This is a genomic window from Arthrobacter caoxuetaonis, from assembly GCF_023921125.1.
GTDB lineage: Bacteria > Actinomycetota > Actinomycetes > Actinomycetales > Micrococcaceae > Arthrobacter_B > Arthrobacter_B caoxuetaonis.
Map to the genome: position 1 here is coordinate 1,173,228 of NZ_CP099466.1, position 16,988 is coordinate 1,190,215.

Annotated in this window: 9 protein-coding genes; all 9 read left to right on the forward strand. The window is 67.5% G+C overall.

What is annotated here, in order from left to right:
- The first annotated feature begins 61 nt into the window (after positions 1-61).
- Positions 62-1,126, forward strand: coding sequence for an adenylate/guanylate cyclase domain-containing protein (locus NF551_RS05285; RefSeq protein ID WP_423721507.1), 1,065 nt, complete (start codon positions 62-64; stop codon positions 1,124-1,126).
- Positions 1,127-1,305: 179 nt separating this feature from the next.
- The gene (locus NF551_RS05290; RefSeq protein ID WP_227894943.1) at positions 1,306-7,443 is read left to right on the forward strand and encodes an Ig-like domain-containing protein; all 6,138 of its coding nucleotides are present in this window, start codon (positions 1,306-1,308) and stop codon (positions 7,441-7,443) included.
- A gap of 46 nt (positions 7,444-7,489) precedes the next feature.
- Positions 7,490-8,461, forward strand: coding sequence for an AAA family ATPase (locus NF551_RS05295; protein WP_227894940.1), 972 nt, complete (start codon positions 7,490-7,492; stop codon positions 8,459-8,461).
- A 10-nt stretch (positions 8,462-8,471) separates the two neighbouring features.
- Positions 8,472-9,671: a DUF58 domain-containing protein gene (locus tag NF551_RS05300; protein ID WP_423721402.1), complete on the forward strand. Its 1,200-nt coding sequence runs from the start codon at positions 8,472-8,474 to the stop codon at positions 9,669-9,671.
- The gene (locus NF551_RS05305; RefSeq protein WP_227894938.1) at positions 9,668-12,106 is read left to right on the forward strand and encodes a transglutaminase-like domain-containing protein; all 2,439 of its coding nucleotides are present in this window, start codon (positions 9,668-9,670) and stop codon (positions 12,104-12,106) included. Before NF551_RS05300 ends, NF551_RS05305 begins: the two co-directional genes overlap by 4 nt.
- A 67-nt stretch (positions 12,107-12,173) precedes the next feature.
- On the forward strand, positions 12,174-13,064 hold the full coding sequence (locus NF551_RS05310) for a PP2C family protein-serine/threonine phosphatase (protein ID WP_227894937.1): 891 nt from the start codon (positions 12,174-12,176) through the stop codon (positions 13,062-13,064).
- Positions 13,064-14,512: an FHA domain-containing protein gene (locus NF551_RS05315; RefSeq protein WP_227895329.1), complete on the forward strand. Its 1,449-nt coding sequence runs from the start codon at positions 13,064-13,066 to the stop codon at positions 14,510-14,512. Before NF551_RS05310 ends, NF551_RS05315 begins: the two co-directional genes overlap by 1 nt.
- Positions 14,509-16,122, forward strand: a complete 1,614-nt coding sequence (locus NF551_RS05320; RefSeq protein ID WP_227894935.1) for a serine/threonine-protein kinase — start codon at positions 14,509-14,511, stop codon at positions 16,120-16,122. Before NF551_RS05315 ends, NF551_RS05320 begins: the two co-directional genes overlap by 4 nt.
- Positions 16,123-16,281: 159 nt before the next feature.
- Entirely contained in the window at positions 16,282-16,986 is a 705-nt protein-coding gene (locus NF551_RS05325; protein WP_227894934.1) for an FHA domain-containing protein, read from the forward strand.
- The last annotated feature ends 2 nt before the right edge of the window (positions 16,987-16,988 follow it).

A 16,988-nucleotide genomic window follows, 5' to 3' on the forward strand; every position in this document is an offset into this window, starting at 1 on the left:
GGACGTGCCTGAGTCCGCCGCCGAGCCGGAACCGCTGACACTCTCGATGAATGCGGTCCCGATGCCGCAGAAGCCGGTGCTGCCGGGTACCTCCGGAGGGATCGACCGGGAAGACGTCCGGCGGCTGGAAGCCCAGCTGATTGGCGGTCCGCGAACCCTCAAGCGCCGTGAAGCGGCAGCGGGAGCGGGAGTCTCACTGCTCTCGGCACGCAAGCTGTGGCGCGCCATGGGCTTCCCGAACCTCGACGACGACGCCGTGTTTTTCACCGAGGCTGACCAGGAAGCCCTCAGCACCGTGATCCAGCTGGTCCGCGAGGAACGGCTCACCGAAGAGGCCGCGATTTCCATCATGCGTTCGATCGGCCAAATGACGGACCGGATGGTTGTCTGGCAGATCGAGGCGCTCGTTGAAGAGATGGTGGTCCAGCGCGGGATCACTGACGCCGAGGCCCGGAAAAAGCTGGTGGCCGCGCTGCCGGACCTGATCGAGCCGCTCGAGAAAACCCTGGTCTACGCGTGGAAACGGCAGCTGAACGCCGCGGTCCAGCGCCTGGCGCTGCGTGCCGAGGCAGGCTTGGCCAGCCATGATTCGAACGCCGATGACAACCCGCTCCCGCTGGCACGGGCCGTCGGGTTTGCCGACCTGGTCTCTTACACCAGTCTTTCCCGCCAGATGAACGAAAAGACCTTGGCGCAGATGGTCCAGCGGTTTGAGCACAAATGCTCGGAGATCATTTCGGTTGGCGGCGGCCGGCTCGTGAAGACCATAGGCGACGAAGTCCTCTTCAACGCTGAGACCCCCGAGGCAGGTGCCGAAATCTCCCTGGCCCTGGCGAAGGCCTTCACCGAGGACGAACTGCTTCCGTCCGCGCGCGTAGCCATGGTGTGGGGCAGGGTGCTCTCCCGCCTGGGCGACATCTATGGGCCGACTGTGAACCTTGCCTCACGGCTCACCTCGCTGGCAGAACCTGGAACAGTCCTCACCGACGCGTCCACGGCAGCGGCGCTGCGCAATAACGAGCGTTTTATCCTCATACCCCATTCCCCGCGCGCGGTTCGCGGTTTCGGCGAGATCCACCCGGTCACCCTTGCCCGGGGCACCGGACAGGGACTGGTACTGGACTAAATCCCCTGGCGACAAGCCGCTTTTGCGAAGCAGGCTTGTCACTTTCAGGAAAGCCACTTGGAATGTGCGACACTTGTCGCGACTATCTGCCGAATTGCGGCCCGCCCGTGCGCCTGGACGCGGCACGCCGACGGCGGGGAATCGCAGGATTATTTGGGGTTTGTAACGGGGGGAAGCAAGTGCAGTTCTTCAGGGGGGCTACGCCTGCGCAAAGCCGCGCCCGCCGCAGGGCCGCGTCGATCGGCTCGGCCGTTGCCGCCACGGGTGCCGTCGTGGCCGGCGCCATCCTGTATCCGGGATTTGCCAGCGCCGACGTCGATCTGAACGACGGCGGTGTCTGGGTCACCAACCAGACGCAGGGCATGGTGGGCCACCTGAACTACCCCGCCCGGCTGCTCGACGGCGCCTACGCCGCCAACAGCGACGGCTTCGACGTCACCCAGTATGAGGGCACCGTCTTCCATGCCAACACCGACCAGTCCAAGGTCTCGCCCGTGGACATCGCCAACGTGGCACGCGGCAGCGAGGTACAGCTGCCGGCGTCGGCCACCATCACCCAGGGCGGCTCCGCGATCGCGGTGACCGATCCTGCCGCCGGGGCCGTCTGGCTCATGGACTCCGCTTCACTGCCCTTCTTCAGCGACACCGAAGCTGAACCCGTGGTCCAGGACTCACCCGGCGTTGCGGCCGGGGTGTCACCGGACGGATACGCGGCTGTCGCGGCGCCGCGGGAGGGACGGCTCTACGGCTATAAAGTCGCCGGGGACGGCAGCTACGGCGAGCCGCAGGTCACCGAGTCGGAGGAACTCCGCGGTTTCGGGGACACCCAGGTCGCAGCCGTGGGGGAGGAAGCCGTCGCCTTCGACGCCGAAACAGGAACCCTTGTCCTGCCCGGCGGACGCACCGTCAGCCTTCCCGACACCAAGGGCGCACGGCTCCAGGACTCCGGCCCCGAAGCGGACTTTGTTGCCATAGCTTCGGCTTCGGCCCTGATCAAACAGCCGATGGACGGTTCAGAGGCGACGGTGACCCCGGTAGCCGGCGGTGGAGTTCCTGCGGCGCCGGTGCGGGTGGACTCGTGCGTGCACGCTGCCTGGGCCGGATCCGGCACGTACATCAGGGACTGCGACTCCGACGCTGATGACTCCGTCGAGGAGATTCCCGGGATCGGCGGCTCCTCGGAACTTGTCTTTCGGGTCAACCGGTCTGTCGTGGTGCTCAACGACATTAACGGCGGCAGCGTGTGGCTGGTGCTGGAAAACATGCAGCTGGTGGATAACTGGGGGGACGTCATCCCGCCCAAGCAGGATTCCAGTGATGACGAAGAAGAATCTGCCAGCGAGAACCCGGTGAACACCCTTCCGGACCGGACCGGCGAGAACCGGCCGCCCGTCGCTTCACAGGACAGGTTCGGGGTCCGGGCCGGGCGCACCACCATCCTTAACGTCCTGGACAACGACACGGACCCTGACGGTGACCTGCTGACTGTCCGGCTCTCCGGCAGCCAGCCGTCCGCCGGGGAAATCCAGCAGATTTACAACGGTGCCGGACTGCAGCTGGTCGTTCCGCCGGGTGCCTCCGGGACCAGCACGTTCGAGTACGAGGTCAGCGACGGCCGCGGAGGCAGCGCAGCCGCCAGTGCGACAGTGCAGGTCCGCGGTTCCAGCGAGAACACCCCGCCCGAACCGCGCAGGTCCACGAAGATCCTGGTCGAACAGGGCCAGTCCGTCAGCCAGAACATCCTCAACGACTGGATGGACCCGGACGGCGATGACCTGGTTCTGGTGGCCGCGGAACCAACGGCTGACGGGGACCAGGTGCGGACCAGGTCCGACGGACTGCTGACGTTCCGTGACATCGGAAAGACACAGGGCGTCAAGGACGTTGCCATCACTGTCTCGGACGGCACCGAAACTGCCACCGGCACTGTCACCTTCGATGTCCGGCCGGCGGGCGTCCTGCCCCCGGTCACCAACTTCGACCACTTCACCGCCACCGCGGGTGAACCAGTCACGCTGTATCCCCTGCAGAACGACCTTGATCCCGCCGGCGGCCAGCTCAGCCTCGCCAAGGCCGATGCGGAGGACGGCTCGGAACTCCTGCCGGACTACGAGACAGGTTCCATCACGTTCACTCCCGCGGATCCGGCGACGTACTACATCGAGTACCTCGTCACCAACGGACCGCAGAGCGCCAGCGGGCTCATCCGGGTGGATGCAGCCGAGTCCGGCCGCCAGGGAGCTCCGATCGCTGTGCGCGACGTGGCCCTGCTTCCCCGCGGCGGCAACGTGCTGGTGGACGTGCTCGGCAACGACACCGACCCCACCGGCGGGGTGCTGGTGGTGCAGTCCGTCAGCACCGGCAGCAGTTCGCCGCTGGACGTCGCAGTGCTGAACCACAACATCCTCCAGATCCATGACGTGCGTGGACTCACCGGAGCCGCCACGATCAGCTACATGGTTTCCAACGGCACCGCCAGCGCCAGCGGCGAAGTCAGCGTCCTGCCGGTGGACGGGCCGGGAACCCTGCTCCCGCCTTCGGCCTCCGCGGACACCGCTACCGTGCGGGTCGGTGACGTGGTGAACATTCCCGTCCTGGAGAACGATGTGTCGCCCACCGGCGACGAACTGACGCTCAACCCGGTTCCGGCCCAGGGGGTCGATCCAGCCGACGGGCAGCTGTTTGCTTCCGGGAACATGCTCCGTTTCGTTGCCGGAGATACAGCCAAGACGGTCTACGCGATTTACGAAGTACGCGACTCCACCGGGCAGAGCGACTCCGCCCAGGTGCGCATCAACATCCGGCCGCGCGACGACGAGAAAAACACCCCTCCGGTGCCCAGGAATTTGGAAGGACGGGCGATCGCCGGGAGCACCGTACGGATTCCAGTGCCTCTGGACGGCCTTGATGCCGACGGCGATTCGGTCTTCCTCAGCGGGATCAGTGAAGCACCCCGGCTCGGCGCCGCGGTTCCAGGACCCCATTACATCGACTACACAGCTTCAGCCACCGGTGCGGGCACTGACTCGTTCACCTATGAAGTACGAGACAGGCTGGGGCTGGTGAACACCGGCACGGTCCGCGTGGGAATCGCCCCGGTAGCGGAAGCCAACCAGAAACCCGTGGCCGTGAACGACGCCGTGACCGTGCGCCCGGGGCGTGAAGTCGCCGTGCCGGTGCTGCAGAACGATTCCGATCCCGACGGCGATCCGATCTCGCTCGACCCCGGCGGCGTCAGCTCACAGGAGAGCGGAACCGAAGCGCGGGCCGAGGACAACCGTGTCCGGTTCACGGCACCCGCCGAGGCCGGCACCTACAACATCCGCTACGCCGTGCGCGACAACCGCGGCGGAACAGCCTATGGAAACATCGCTGTCGTCTCCGATCCGAACGCGGAACTGCTGGCACCGCTGGCACAGGATGACCGGGTGAGCGTTGCTGAGATCCGCGGCCGCACCGCCGTGGATGTCGCCGTGCTGGAGAATGACGAGGACCCCGACGGCGTGGCCGAAGACCTGGCAGTCTCCGTGGACCCGTCGCGGACCACCGCAGCGGTGACGGGAGACCGGGTGCGCGTGGAGCTGCTCGAAGAAGCGCAAATCGTCCCGTACCAGGTCCAGGACATGGACGGGGGAACGGCGACGGCGGTGATCTGGGTTCCCGGTCTCAGCGCCCAGTATCCGACGCTTCGCAGTGCCGAGGTGCAGGAAATCGAAGCAACGGAGACCCTGGAACTCGATCTGGCCGAACTGGTCGAGGTCCGTGAGGGCCGTGCGCCGAGGATCACGGAAACTGCCAAGGTCAGCGCAATCGGCTCCTCCAACCGGGATACCTGGGTGGCTGACGAAGATACGCTTTCGTACACCGCGGACGAGGACTACGCCGGTCTGGGCTCCATCACTTTTGAAGTCACGGACGGTTCAGGCCCGGATGATCCGGAAGGCCTCAAAGCTACCCTGACCATCCTGGTCAACGTCATCCCGCTGCCGGAGCAGAACCTGCCGCCCGTCATGAGCCCGGGTTCGCTGGAAGCGGCCAAGGGCGAAGACGCGGTCACCCTGGACCTGGCGCCGCTGGCCTCGGACCCCAACCCGGCCGACGCCGGAAAACTCAGCTTCGCCCTGGCCGGTCCCGTACCCCAGGGTTTCGAGGCGAGCCTTTCCGGTTCGGTCCTGTCCGTCTCCGCCGGGGACAATGCCGCAGTCGGCACGCTGGGACAGCTCGCCGTGAGCGTCACGGACGGCCGCAGCGACCCTGTACCCGGACGCGTGGACCTGGCGGTGCTCGCCTCCACCCGGCCGCTGCCTGTCGCTGCGGACGATTCCGTGGACGATGCTGTCCAGGGCAAGCCGGCGAGCGTCAACGTGCTGGCCAATGACGACAACCCGTTCCCGGACACGCCGCTGGAAATCGTGGAAGCCACGGCGGACGGCAACGGCACCGCCAGCATCCAGGGCGATTCCGTGGTGGTGACCCCGGACGCCGACTTTGTGGGCAGCATGAGCGTCCAGTACCGGATCCAGGACAAGACCGGTCAGCCTGACCGCCAGGCTTCCGCGCAGATCCTGCTGACCGTGCAGGGCCGGCCCGATGCGCCCGCCACTCCGGTCGTGGAAAGTACACGCAGCCGAACCGTGGTCCTGGCCTGGGATCCGCCCGCTGCCAACGGTGCTGCGATCACCGGTTACACCGTCACCGGGTCCGCCGGGTTCAGCCAGGAGTGTGCTGCAACAACCTGCACGCTGACCGGACTGACCAACAACGTCGAGTACACCTTTGCGGTGACGGCCACCAACGCCAACGGAACCTCCGATCCGTCCCCGTCCTCCGCTCCCGCACGCCCGGACACCCAGCCTGCCCAGCCGGCACCTCCCGTCCTGGCGTTCGGCGACAAGCAACTGGATATTGCCTGGACCGCGCCGGCCAACGACGGTTCGCCGATCGAGTCCTATGACCTGCAGATTTCTCCGGCACCTCCCGGCGGGACAGCCCAAAAAACCGTCCCGGCGTCGGTGACCCGGACCACGTGGACGGGACTGGCCAACGGTGCCAGCTACCGGGTGCGTGTCCAGGCCCGCAACGCGGCACCTGAGCCCTCCGGATTCAGTGACTACTCGGTACCTGAAATCCCCGCCGGACTCCCGGGCGTCCCGCCGGCACCCACGACGGCGAAGGCCAACTCGGTGGGTACCCAGAGCCAGCTTGCGGTGGACTGGGAGGACTCCGTTCCCAACGGCGCGGCCGTGACCAAATACGAAGTGCGCGAGTACCAGGGCTCAACGCTTGTCCGCACAGAGAACGCCGGAGCAACCTCCAAGCTCACGGTGCGTGTGCCGAACTCGGAGCAGAATTACAGCTACTCCGTGCGGGCCTACAACAAAGCCGGCTGGAGCGAGTGGGGGCCCGCCTCGGCACCGCGCCGCGCCGTCGGCGTGCCCGACGCTCCGGCAGCGCCGGTCCTGGCAGCTTCCCGCACCGGAGCCGAGGGGCGGGCCGTAACCGTCACCTTCAACCCGCTCAGCGCCAGCGCCCGCAACGGTGCGCGCGCCGAGGAAGTCAGTTACCGGGCAGCCTTCAGTGACGGGCGGTCGATGATCGTCAGCAGCGGCCAAGAGATCACAGGCTTCGGCAACGGTGCCAGCATCACCGCGACGCTGACCGCCGTGGTGAACTCCGACGGCTCGTCCTACGACAGCCCTGCCTCTCCGGCGTCGGGCGCGGTGCAGGTACACGGCAGTCCAGGGCAGCCGTCGGCCTCCGGTTCCAACGGCGGACAGGGCAGCAAGACCGCTGCGCTGTCCTGGTCACCGCCGAACCAGAATGCGCACGACGTCGCGCAGGTCCAGATCTCGGTCAACGGCGGCGGGGGTTGGTCCGGATGGGAAAACGTTTCCGTCTCCGGCAACCGCGACGTAGGGAACGGCTATGACCAGACGGTCAGCATCCGCGTCCGCGTGCTGAACTCGCAGGGGACGGCTGGTCCGGTGGCTGAAGCTTCCGCCCGGACCGGCTCCGAGCCCCCTCCAGCCACGTGGACCCTTACCGTCGGCAACCAGCTCAACGAATCCGATCGCCGGACCTGCATGGACCCGGTAGGCAGCACCAACTACACCTCAGACGGCCGCTGCCTCGGAAACCACTGGGCCTACCTCGGGGAGCGCATCGACACCCGCTGCTACATCGTCCGCGGTGGTGGAGACAGATGGTACCGGCAGTTCTCCGGCCCGAACCGCGATGCCGACAATAACGGCCTCCACATCAAGGGGATCCACACCAGCTTCGGCAACAACCCGCCCAGCGGGATGGGCCAATGCTGACACCCGCTCTTTCACCAACCACGCACTACTTGGGGGAAACACCACCATGTCCATGACCGAAGAACAGGCATCCTGGTTCGCCGAGACGTTTGCCCAGATCCTGACGAACGTTGGCCGGGCCGTCCTCGGCAAGCCGGAGGCAGTACGCCTGATCATCATCTCGATGCTCGCCGAAGGGCATGTGCTGCTGGAGGACGCGCCCGGAACGGGCAAGACCATGCTGGCCCGTGCGCTGGCGGCAACAGTGCAGGGAACCACCTCCCGGATCCAGTTCACCCCTGACCTGCTGCCCTCCGACGTCACGGGCATCACGATCTATGACCAGAAGACCCAGGCGTTCGAGTTCCACCGCGGACCGATCTTCGCCAACGTGGTGCTGGCGGATGAAATCAACCGTGCTTCGCCCAAGACGCAGTCCGCACTGCTGGAGGTCATGGAGGAATCCCGGGTCACCGTGGACGGAACGACGTACACGCAGGAACGCCCGTTCATGGTGATCGCCACGCAGAACCCGATCGAGCAGGCCGGCACCTACCGGCTCCCCGAAGCCCAGCTGGACCGCTTCCTGGTCAAGACCTCCATGGGCTACCCGGACCACGCCGCGACCGTTGAACTGCTTGCCGGTGCGGCCACCCGGGACCGGTCCGCCGCGCTGTCCGCCGTGATCACCTCCGAAGCCGTGCGGGACATGGCCGACCTCGCCGCCACCGTGCACACCGACACCTCGGTGCTGGAATACATCGCGCGCCTTACTGCGGCCACGCGGGAAGCTCCCGAAACCCGGCTGGGCGTCAGCGTCCGCGGCGCCCTGGCCATGGTCCGCGCGGCAAAGGTCCGGGCGGCCTCCGAGGGCCGGAACTTCGTGCTGCCGGACGACGTCATCGCGCTGGCCCCGAGTGTCTTCACCCACCGCCTGGTCATGGACCCGGAGGCTGAGTTCGCCGGTGCCACCGCTTCGGCGGTGCTGGAACAGGTGCTTGCCTCCATTGCAGCTCCGCAGCAGCGCGTTGCCGTCTAGGGCATCCTCGGTGCACCTCCTGGACGCAGCCCGCCGGCGGTGGTGGCCCCGCGCAGCCGCCGCGGCAGGCAGCATGACACCGCTGGGATGGTCAGCTGCGGCACTGGCCGCAGGCTTCTGGGCAGCGGGCGGAATGCTCGGCTGGCGGGAACTGCTCATTGCCGCTGCCTTCCTGACCCTTGTCCTGGTTGCGGCAGTGGGCTTCATCGTCGGGCGGCAGTCCTATGCGGTGCGGCTGGATCTGGCCCGCACCCGCGTCGCGGTGGGGGACGACGCCGTCGGCTCGCTGACCGTTGGCAACCCGGGAGCGCGCATGCTGCTCCCCGCGACGCTGGAACTGCCCGTCGGTGCGGCAACCGCCGTCTTTGAACTGCCGCGCATGGCCCCCGGCGATGAGCACGAAGAGCTGTTCCGGATCCCCACCCAGCGGCGGGCCATGATCGTGGTGGGTCCGGTGGAATCCGTCCGCCGGGATCCTTTTGGGCTGATGGGCCGGCGCCTGGTCTGGACCGACCCGGTAGACCTGTTCGTCCATCCCCGCACCGTGGGCCTCCAGGGATCCGCCACCGGCTTCATCAAGGACCTGGAAGGCCTGCCGACCCGGGAGCTTTCCACCGCAGACGTCGCTTTCCATGCCCTGCGCGAGTACGTACCCGGCGATGACCGCCGCCACATCCACTGGAAAACCACCGCACGGACCGGGACCCTGATGGTCCGGCAGTTCGAGGAAACCCGCAGATCCCACCTGGCCGTTGCACTGTCCGGCAATACCGCTGACTACGGCAGCGAAGCGGACCTGGAACTGGCGGTCTCCGTCGCCGGATCCCTGGGGCTGCAGGCCATCCGTGAGCAGCGCGACCTGACAGTGCTCAGCCAGGACGGACAGATCCGCAGCGGCAGCGGCCGGATCCTGCTGGACGGGCTGACCCGGTTCGAAGGCCGCGAACGCCGGGAGGGCACCCGCGAACTGGCGGCCCTCACCTCGGACAGCGTTCCCAACGCTTCGGTGGTCATTCTCGTGACCGGTACCGCCGTGAGCGCGTCGGTGCTGCGGTCAGCAGCTGCCGCCATTTCCCCGGGCATCCGCTGCCTGGCCGTGCGCTGCAGTGAAGGGGAACCCCCCGGGCGCCGCGAGATTGCAGACCTCACCGTCCTCACCTGCGGCGCTTTGGATGACCTGCCCGCCCTGATCCGGAAGGGCACCGCATGAGCGTCGATGCCGACCGCCGGCCGAGGCGCCGGCAGGGAACTGCGCCGGCCCGGAAAACCGTCCCGCTCCGGCCCGTCCTCGAAGCCTGTGCCCTGGTCCTGCTGCTCATTGCGGGTGTCATGGGACTGGGTCCGACGTTCGGCTCGAGTCCCCGGTACCTCATCGCCGGCATCGCCGGGATCGTGCTGGGGCTGTTGCTCGCGGGGGCTTCCACACTTCGCCGCTGGGGACCCTGGACTACTGCCGGGGCCACCGCCGGCACGTACCTGGTGCTCGGGAGTGCGCTGGCTGCACCGGTTGAAGCTGCCGCCGGAGTGCTGCCCACACTTGATTCGCTCAGGGTGCTGGTGTCCGGCGTTGTCTTCGCATGGAAGGACCTGCTGACTGTCGCGGCACCGGTGGGAAGCGCCGGCGGAATGCTGGTGGTTCCGTTCCTCCTGGGACTGCTGTCCGCGCTGGCCGCCGGATTGCTGTCCTGGCGGGTCCGGGGGCCCTACTGGCCGGCCCTGCCCGTACTGGTGCTTTTTGCCGCGGGCATCGCGTTCGGCACTCCGGATGCACCGTTTCCCGTATGGCGGGCCCTGATCCTGGGGGGCGGGCTGCTGGCTCTCCTTTCGTACCGGCGCGCCGCCCAGGCCAGGGACGGGTCCCGGACAGCTGCCCTGGATTCCGCGCCCGCCCGCGCGGCCCGGCTCCGGCGAACCGCGTACGGCGCCGCCGTCCTGGCCGGTGCCGCCGCCGTGTCACTGGCCCTCTCCCCGCTGCTCGGGGTCGATGCTGAGCGCAAGGTGCTCCGCGACGTCGTCGAACCGCCTGTTGAACTGTTCGATTTTCCGAGCCCGCTCACGGATTTCCGCCGCTACGTCAAGGACAACGCGGATTCCACGCTTTTCACCGTGGAAGGCCTGCCGCAGGGCCAGCGGGTCCGGCTGGCGGTCATGGACGCGTACGACGGCGTCGTCTACAACGTGAGTCCGCAGGCCGCCGGCGGGTACGCACGGGTGGGTGACGCCGGGACCCTCGCCGGCGACGCCGGAACGGATGCCCGCGGAACCGAGGCCACGCTGAAGTTCTCCATTGAGGACTACGCCGGGGTCTGGGTGCCGGGCGCAGGCGAGATCAAGGCACTGCGCACCGAAGGGGAGAGGAGCAGGCAGATCGCCGGCGGCCTCTTTTACGATGCCGGCTCGCAAACACTTCTGACGACAGCCGGTGTACATGCCGGGGACAGCTATGAGACCGGCGTCTTCTTCCCGGAAGAGTACGACGACGCTCAGCTGGCCCAGTACGGCTTCGCCAACTCGGTGCTTCCGCGGGTCCAGGAGGATCCTCCGATCGTCGCGGCGAAGGCCGCTGAATACGCAGGGGAGGAAAGCACCCCGATTGAACGGGTCAGGCGGCTGCAGCAGATCCTCGCCACCGAGGGGTACTTCAGCAACGGCAAGGACGGACAGACGCCGTCGCTGCCGGGGCACGGCGCCGCGCGGATGACGGGTCTGCTTGATGCGGAACAGATGGTGGGCGACGACGAGCAGTACGCGGTGGCCATGGCGCTGATGGCGCGCAAGCTGGGGATCCCGGCCAGGGTCGTGATGGGGTTCTACCCGGACTGGGAGGAGCTGGATTCGCCGCCTGCCAAGATCGGCATCACCGGCGACGACGTACATGCCTGGGTGGAAGTGGAATTCGAACGCGTCGGCTGGGTGCCCTTCTTCCCGACACCGGATGAGGACAACGAACCGGTGCCGCCGCAGCAGCAGCCGAAGTCCACGCCCAAACCCCAGGTGCTGCAGCCGCCGCCACCGCCGCAGGAACCCGCGGAGCTGCCCCTGGATGCAGCAGCCGATCCCCAGGACGCCGAGCAGAAGGACGAGGACCTGTGGGAGACCGTTTCCGGGGTGCTCCGCATCGTGGCACTGGCATCGGTGCCCCTGGTGCTGCTCTTCGGGCCCCTCTTGCTGATCCTTGCCCTCAAAAGCCGCAGGGCCAGGCGCCGGCGTACCCGGGGAGCCACGCCTGCGCGGTTGGCCGGAGGGTGGCGGGAAGTGCTCAGTTCCGCCGCCGATCTCGGAGTGTTGATCACCGGGCGGCGTACCCGCAGGCAGGACGCAGCCGTCCTGGAGGAGGCTTTTCCAGCGGCCGCCCTTAGCGCGGCTGCGCTGGCACGGAGGGCAGATGCCGGTATCTTCGGGCCCGGGAACCCTTCCGAGGCCGAAGTGGAAGGCTACTGGCAGGACGTGGACAGCCTGCGACGCGAGCTCACCGCGGGACTGGGGTTCTGGCAGCGCCAGCGCGCCAGGTTCTCGCTGCGTTCGCTGCGCCTGGACCGCAGCCTCGAAGGGCGTACCCCGCTGCGCACGCGGTTGCGGGGAGCGGCCGCTGCCGCGACCCGCCGACGGAGCGGTGCTCAAGGTCCGCGGGGTCCGTTAGGGTAATGGAGTGGACAGGCAGGACAGATCACTGCAGTAACACCAAGACAAGCAGCTTCCGGATAGGGCATGAATGAATTCCGACGAAACGACCTCTGAGGCCCTGGAACTCCAAGCAGTGTTCGGCTACGCCTCAGACCGCGGCCTGCGGCGTGAACTCAATGAGGACTCCCTGATCGCAGCGGATCCCATTTTCGCTGTGGCCGACGGTATGGGCGGACATGAAGCGGGGGAGGTGGCCAGCAGCATCTGCGTGCGGACGCTCGGAGACTCACGGATCGTGGGTGAGCACCTGCCCCAGGTTTCGGCCACCGAGGTCGAAGAACTCCTTGCCAAGGCAGACCGCCAGATCCGGGAAGCCACCGGAGGCCGCGCGGGAACCACGCTGACCGGCGCCGTCCTGGTCCAGGAAGAGTCCCAGCCGTATTGGCTGGTGTTCAACGTGGGCGACTCCCGAACCTACCGGGTGTCCAGGGGCGTGCTGGAACAGATCACCGTGGATCACAGCGAGGTCCAGGAACTGGTCGACCTGGGACAGATCACCCCCGATGAGGCGCTGGTCCATCCGCGGCGGCATGTTGTCACCCGGGCACTTGGAACAGGCAACGACACCGAGGCCGACTTCTGGCTGATCCCGGTCGAGCCGGGGGACAGGCTCATGGTCTGTTCGGACGGCCTGACGGGTGAGGTCAGCGACGGCCACATCTTCCAGATCCTTTCCTCGGTCAGCAATCCCCAGGACGCCTGCGCCGCACTGGTGCAGGCTGCGCTGCGGGCCGGCGGCCGGGATAACGTGACGGTCCTGGTGGTCGACGCCGAATCGAGCACCGGAAACCCGGACTCAGGGGCCATCACCCTTCCGGGGATCACCCGGGAGACGTTCCCTGCACCGGGTGTTGCCCCCGGGGAACGCCCGGGCCAGCCGGAGCAGCACATGCCGGAAACGACTGAAAACGGTCAGTGATGGATGGGCTGCGGTACCGTCCCGGTGCCTGGATCGCACTGGTCCGTGACTCCCGCCTGGTCCTGCTTCCGCCGCAGACCAGCCAGGAACGCGTCGATGAGCTGTGGTCGGCACTGTCCTCCGGGCCTTCCCTGGACGGCGTCTTCCAGGCAGTCACCGGCGCACTCGCTGACAGTCCGCTCAGCCAGCTGCCGCCCTTTGCGCTGCTCTCCGTGGACGGCCAGGTCAATGTACTGCTGCGCGGACCGCTTGAACTGAGCATCGCCGGCCAGGACGGACCGGCAGCAACAGGAGCCCACCTGCGCACCTGGAGCGAACAGGTACTGCCGGCGGCAGGACTGGCTGTGCTCACGCCGGTCCCGCAGGACGACGCCGCCAATGCCCGCCTGCCCCTGCTCACCCTGCGTGAGGGCATGGCCGCCGTATCCCGGATTGAACTCGATCTCGACGCAGCTGCCGCGGAATCCCCTGCAGCAAGCACCGGCGTGGGTGTTCCGGCGCCTCCGGCTCCCGGAGTCACTCCGGCGCCTCCGGCTCCCGGAGTCACTCCGGCGCCCGCAGTCACTCCGGCACCCGTAGCCGCTCCGACGCTTGCATCCCCTCCGGCACCCCCGGTTCCTCCCACACCGGCGGAACCGGCGGAACCGGCATCCGGCGGGCCGGATCTCAGCTCGGCCGTTCCCTGGCTGAAACTCACGCCGCCGCCCCTTGCCGCTGAAGCACCCGAACCAGCCGCGCCCCAGGAACCCCCTGTCCAGACACCGGCCCCACAGGCAGAAGAAGACGCACCAACGGAAACGCTGCCCCCCGTCCTTGAAGACCATGACGGAGAGACCATCATGGGATTCAGCCCCCAGCCCGGGACAGCCGTCCCCGGGACACCGCGGCTGGATCAACTTCCTCACGATGAAGCGGCCGAGGACGGAGAGACGATCCGTTCAGCACCAGCCGCTTCCGGCGGCCAACCCTCCGCCGCAGCCAAAGAGAGCGGCCCCACGGTCCTGGCCCGAACCTGTCCCCAGGGACACGTGAATCCTCCGACGGCCGGCCACTGCCAGGCCTGCGGCCGTGAACTCTCCGGGGAACCGGCACCGGCTCCCCGGCCGAGCCTGGGCGTGATGCGCCTCTCCACGGGGGCTGTCTTTGAGCTGGACCGGAACTTCGTCATCGGCAGGCAGCCGTCAGCGTCCCGCGTGCAGGGAGCAGTCCTGCCCAAGATGGTGCAGGTGCCCAGCGACAGCGGGGATATCTCCCGCTCCCATGCGGAGATCAGGCTGGAAGGCTGGCATGTCATGCTCCGGGACCTGTTTTCGACCAACGGCACCGTGCTGGTCAGGGAAGGGCAGCTTCCGCGCCGCCTGGCTCAGGGCGAAGCAGCCATCCTGCTCGACGGCGACGTGGCCGAGCTCGGTGACAACGTCTCCATCCGCTTCGAGGGACTGGCATGACCAAACGGCCGCCCGCGCCGCCTCCCGGCATCCCGGGGTTCCGTTTCCTGGAACACCTGGGCTCGGGTGGGTTTGCCGACGTGTACCTCTACGAGCAGGACCGCCCGCGCCGCCGCGTCGCCGTCAAAGTGCTGCTTTCGGACCTGCGCGAAGACACGTCCCGGGCCAGCTTCGAAGCGGAAGCAAACCTCATGGCGCAGCTGTCCAGCCATCCGTATATCGTCACGATCTACGAAGCGGACACCACGGCGGATGGCCGCTCGTACCTGGCCATGGAGTACTGCTCCCGCCCCAGCCTCGACGCGCGGTACCGGCAGGGCGGGCTGCCGCTGGCTGAGGTCCTCGCCGTCGGCATCCAGGTAGCCTCCGCCGTCGAGACGGCCCACCGGGCAGGGATTGCGCACCGGGATATTAAACCCGGCAACATCCTGACCACTGATTACAACCGTCCGGCCCTCACCGACTTCGGCATCTCGGGAACCATGGACGCCGAGGACGAAGGGCACGTGGGGATGTCCATCCCGTGGTCACCGCCCGAGGCCCTCGCCGGTGCCAGGGTGGACGGGATCCGCGCCGACATCTACGCACTGGGCGCCACGCTGTACACGCTGCTGGCAGGACGCTCGCCCTTTGTGCGGCCCGGCCACGGCAATACCCAGCGGGACCTGGTGGACCGCATCATTTCCGAACCGCTGCGTCCCACCGGACGTGCGGATGTACCGGAGTCTCTCGAGCTTGCCCTCGCGACGGCCATGGCCAAGTCTCCGGAGTCGCGGTACTCCTCCGCGTATGCCTTTGCGCTGGCCCTGCAGCGGACCCAGGCTGAGCTCAATCTTGCGGTGACTGAATTCGCCGTACTTGAGGATGCGGGACGGCAAAAGGCAGACGAAGAGGACGACGGCGAGCGGACCCGGGTACGCCAGATCGTGTCCATCGACCCCTCGGCAACCACCTTTCCGCCGACCCTCCGTGCAGGCCATCGCCTGCTACCGCGCGGGCCGCACGGCGGTCCGGATTCGGATACCGGGCAAGATACTGGACAAGAAGGTACGGTTCTGCGCGAGCGCCGGCCGGCGCCGGCCGCAGCGGCTGAAGCTCCTGCTCCGGGCGAGTTCCCCGCAACACCGGTCGGTGTGAAGGAAAGCCTCCACCACACCGACAGCGGTAAGGGCAATGAACCCGGAGCCGTTCCGGACGGCACCCCGGCGAGGCGCCGCCTGCTCACCGGCATTGGCGCCGCCGTCGTGCTGGCCGTTGTCCTGCTGGCGCTGCTCCTGCCCCCGGACTCGCCGCGGCGGGAAGCTGCGCCGGCGCCGACCCAGCCGCCGTCGAACGCCCTTGGAGGTTTGGACGGTGCCGTTGCTCCTCCCGCGGCGCTGAGCGGAACCCAGGAAGCCGGAGAAGCGGTGTTTACCTGGACCAATCCCGAACCGCAGGACGGGGACATTTATCTCTGGCGCACTGTGACCGCCACCAGCCGGGGCGAACTGGTCCGGACGGCGGAAACCGAGGCAGTGCTTCCCTCCGGCGGAGTGCAGACCTGCATCGAAGTCCAGGTGGCCAGGGCCAACGGCCGTGCCTCTGAACCGGCCGCGGCCTGTACCCAATAAGGCCCGCAGTCTCGCACCGGGCTGGGGACCGCCATGCCGTGGGCCGTAGCCGGGAAGATTATGCGACATAATGAGCTTTTGGGGGAGCATCTGCGTGCGTTGCTCCAAGCTGGTCCGCTGAATCGGACCGGGGACGGCGTCGTAAGAAGGAGATGGATCTTGGGGGATCTGGCGATTGACTTCAGCGGGGAATGGTACGAACCCGAGGACGGTACGGTGTTCCGCATCGGGCGCGAGGGAGACCTTGCGATCGACGACAATCCGTACCTTCACCGGCAGTTCCTGACCATCGCGCAGGAGAACTCCATCTGGTGGCTGACCAACATCGGCAGCCGCATCTCCGCGACCATTTCCGATTCCACCGGCGGAATGCAGGCGTGGGTCGCTCCCGGGGCCAGGATCCCGCTGGTTTTCGAACAGACCCGGGTGATATTCACCGCCGGACCCACCACCTACGAGTTTGACGTCCATCTGAAGACCCCGGCGTTCCGGCACGACCCCCTGGACGGGTCGGGATCGGGAGAAACCACCATTGGACCGGTGGTCTTCACTCCGTCGCAGCGCGCCGTGATTGTGGCACTGGCCGAACCGCTGCTCCGGCGGGACGGGACGGGGTACAGCTCGCTGCCTTCCTCCGCCGACGCTGCGGCGAGGCTGGGATGGTCGCAGACCAGGTTCAACCGGAAGCTGGACAACGTCTGCGACAAACTCGACCGGGTGGGCGTTGCCGGGCTTCGCGGCGGACCGGGAAAACTGGCCGTGAACCGGCGTGCCAGGCTGGTGGAGCATGCCGTGACGTCCCAGTTGGTGACCGCAGCAGACCTGGGCCTGCTCGATCAGATGAGCGAAGAAACCGACGGCTAGCT

Excerpts from the sequence above, each read along its gene's own strand:
- NF551_RS05320 (WP_227894935.1), top strand. The coding sequence starts at position 14,509 with ATGACCAAACGGCCGCCCGCGCCGCCTCCCGGCATCCCGGGGTTCCGT.
- NF551_RS05310 (WP_227894937.1), top strand. The coding sequence starts at position 12,174 with ATGAATTCCGACGAAACGACCTCTGAGGCCCTGGAACTCCAAGCAGTG.
- NF551_RS05285 (WP_423721507.1), top strand. The coding sequence starts at position 62 with ATGCCGCAGAAGCCGGTGCTGCCGGGTACCTCCGGAGGGATCGACCGG.
- NF551_RS05315 (WP_227895329.1), top strand. The coding sequence starts at position 13,064 with ATGGATGGGCTGCGGTACCGTCCCGGTGCCTGGATCGCACTGGTCCGT.
- NF551_RS05295 (WP_227894940.1), top strand. The coding sequence starts at position 7,490 with ATGTCCATGACCGAAGAACAGGCATCCTGGTTCGCCGAGACGTTTGCC.
- NF551_RS05305 (WP_227894938.1), top strand. The coding sequence starts at position 9,668 with ATGAGCGTCGATGCCGACCGCCGGCCGAGGCGCCGGCAGGGAACTGCG.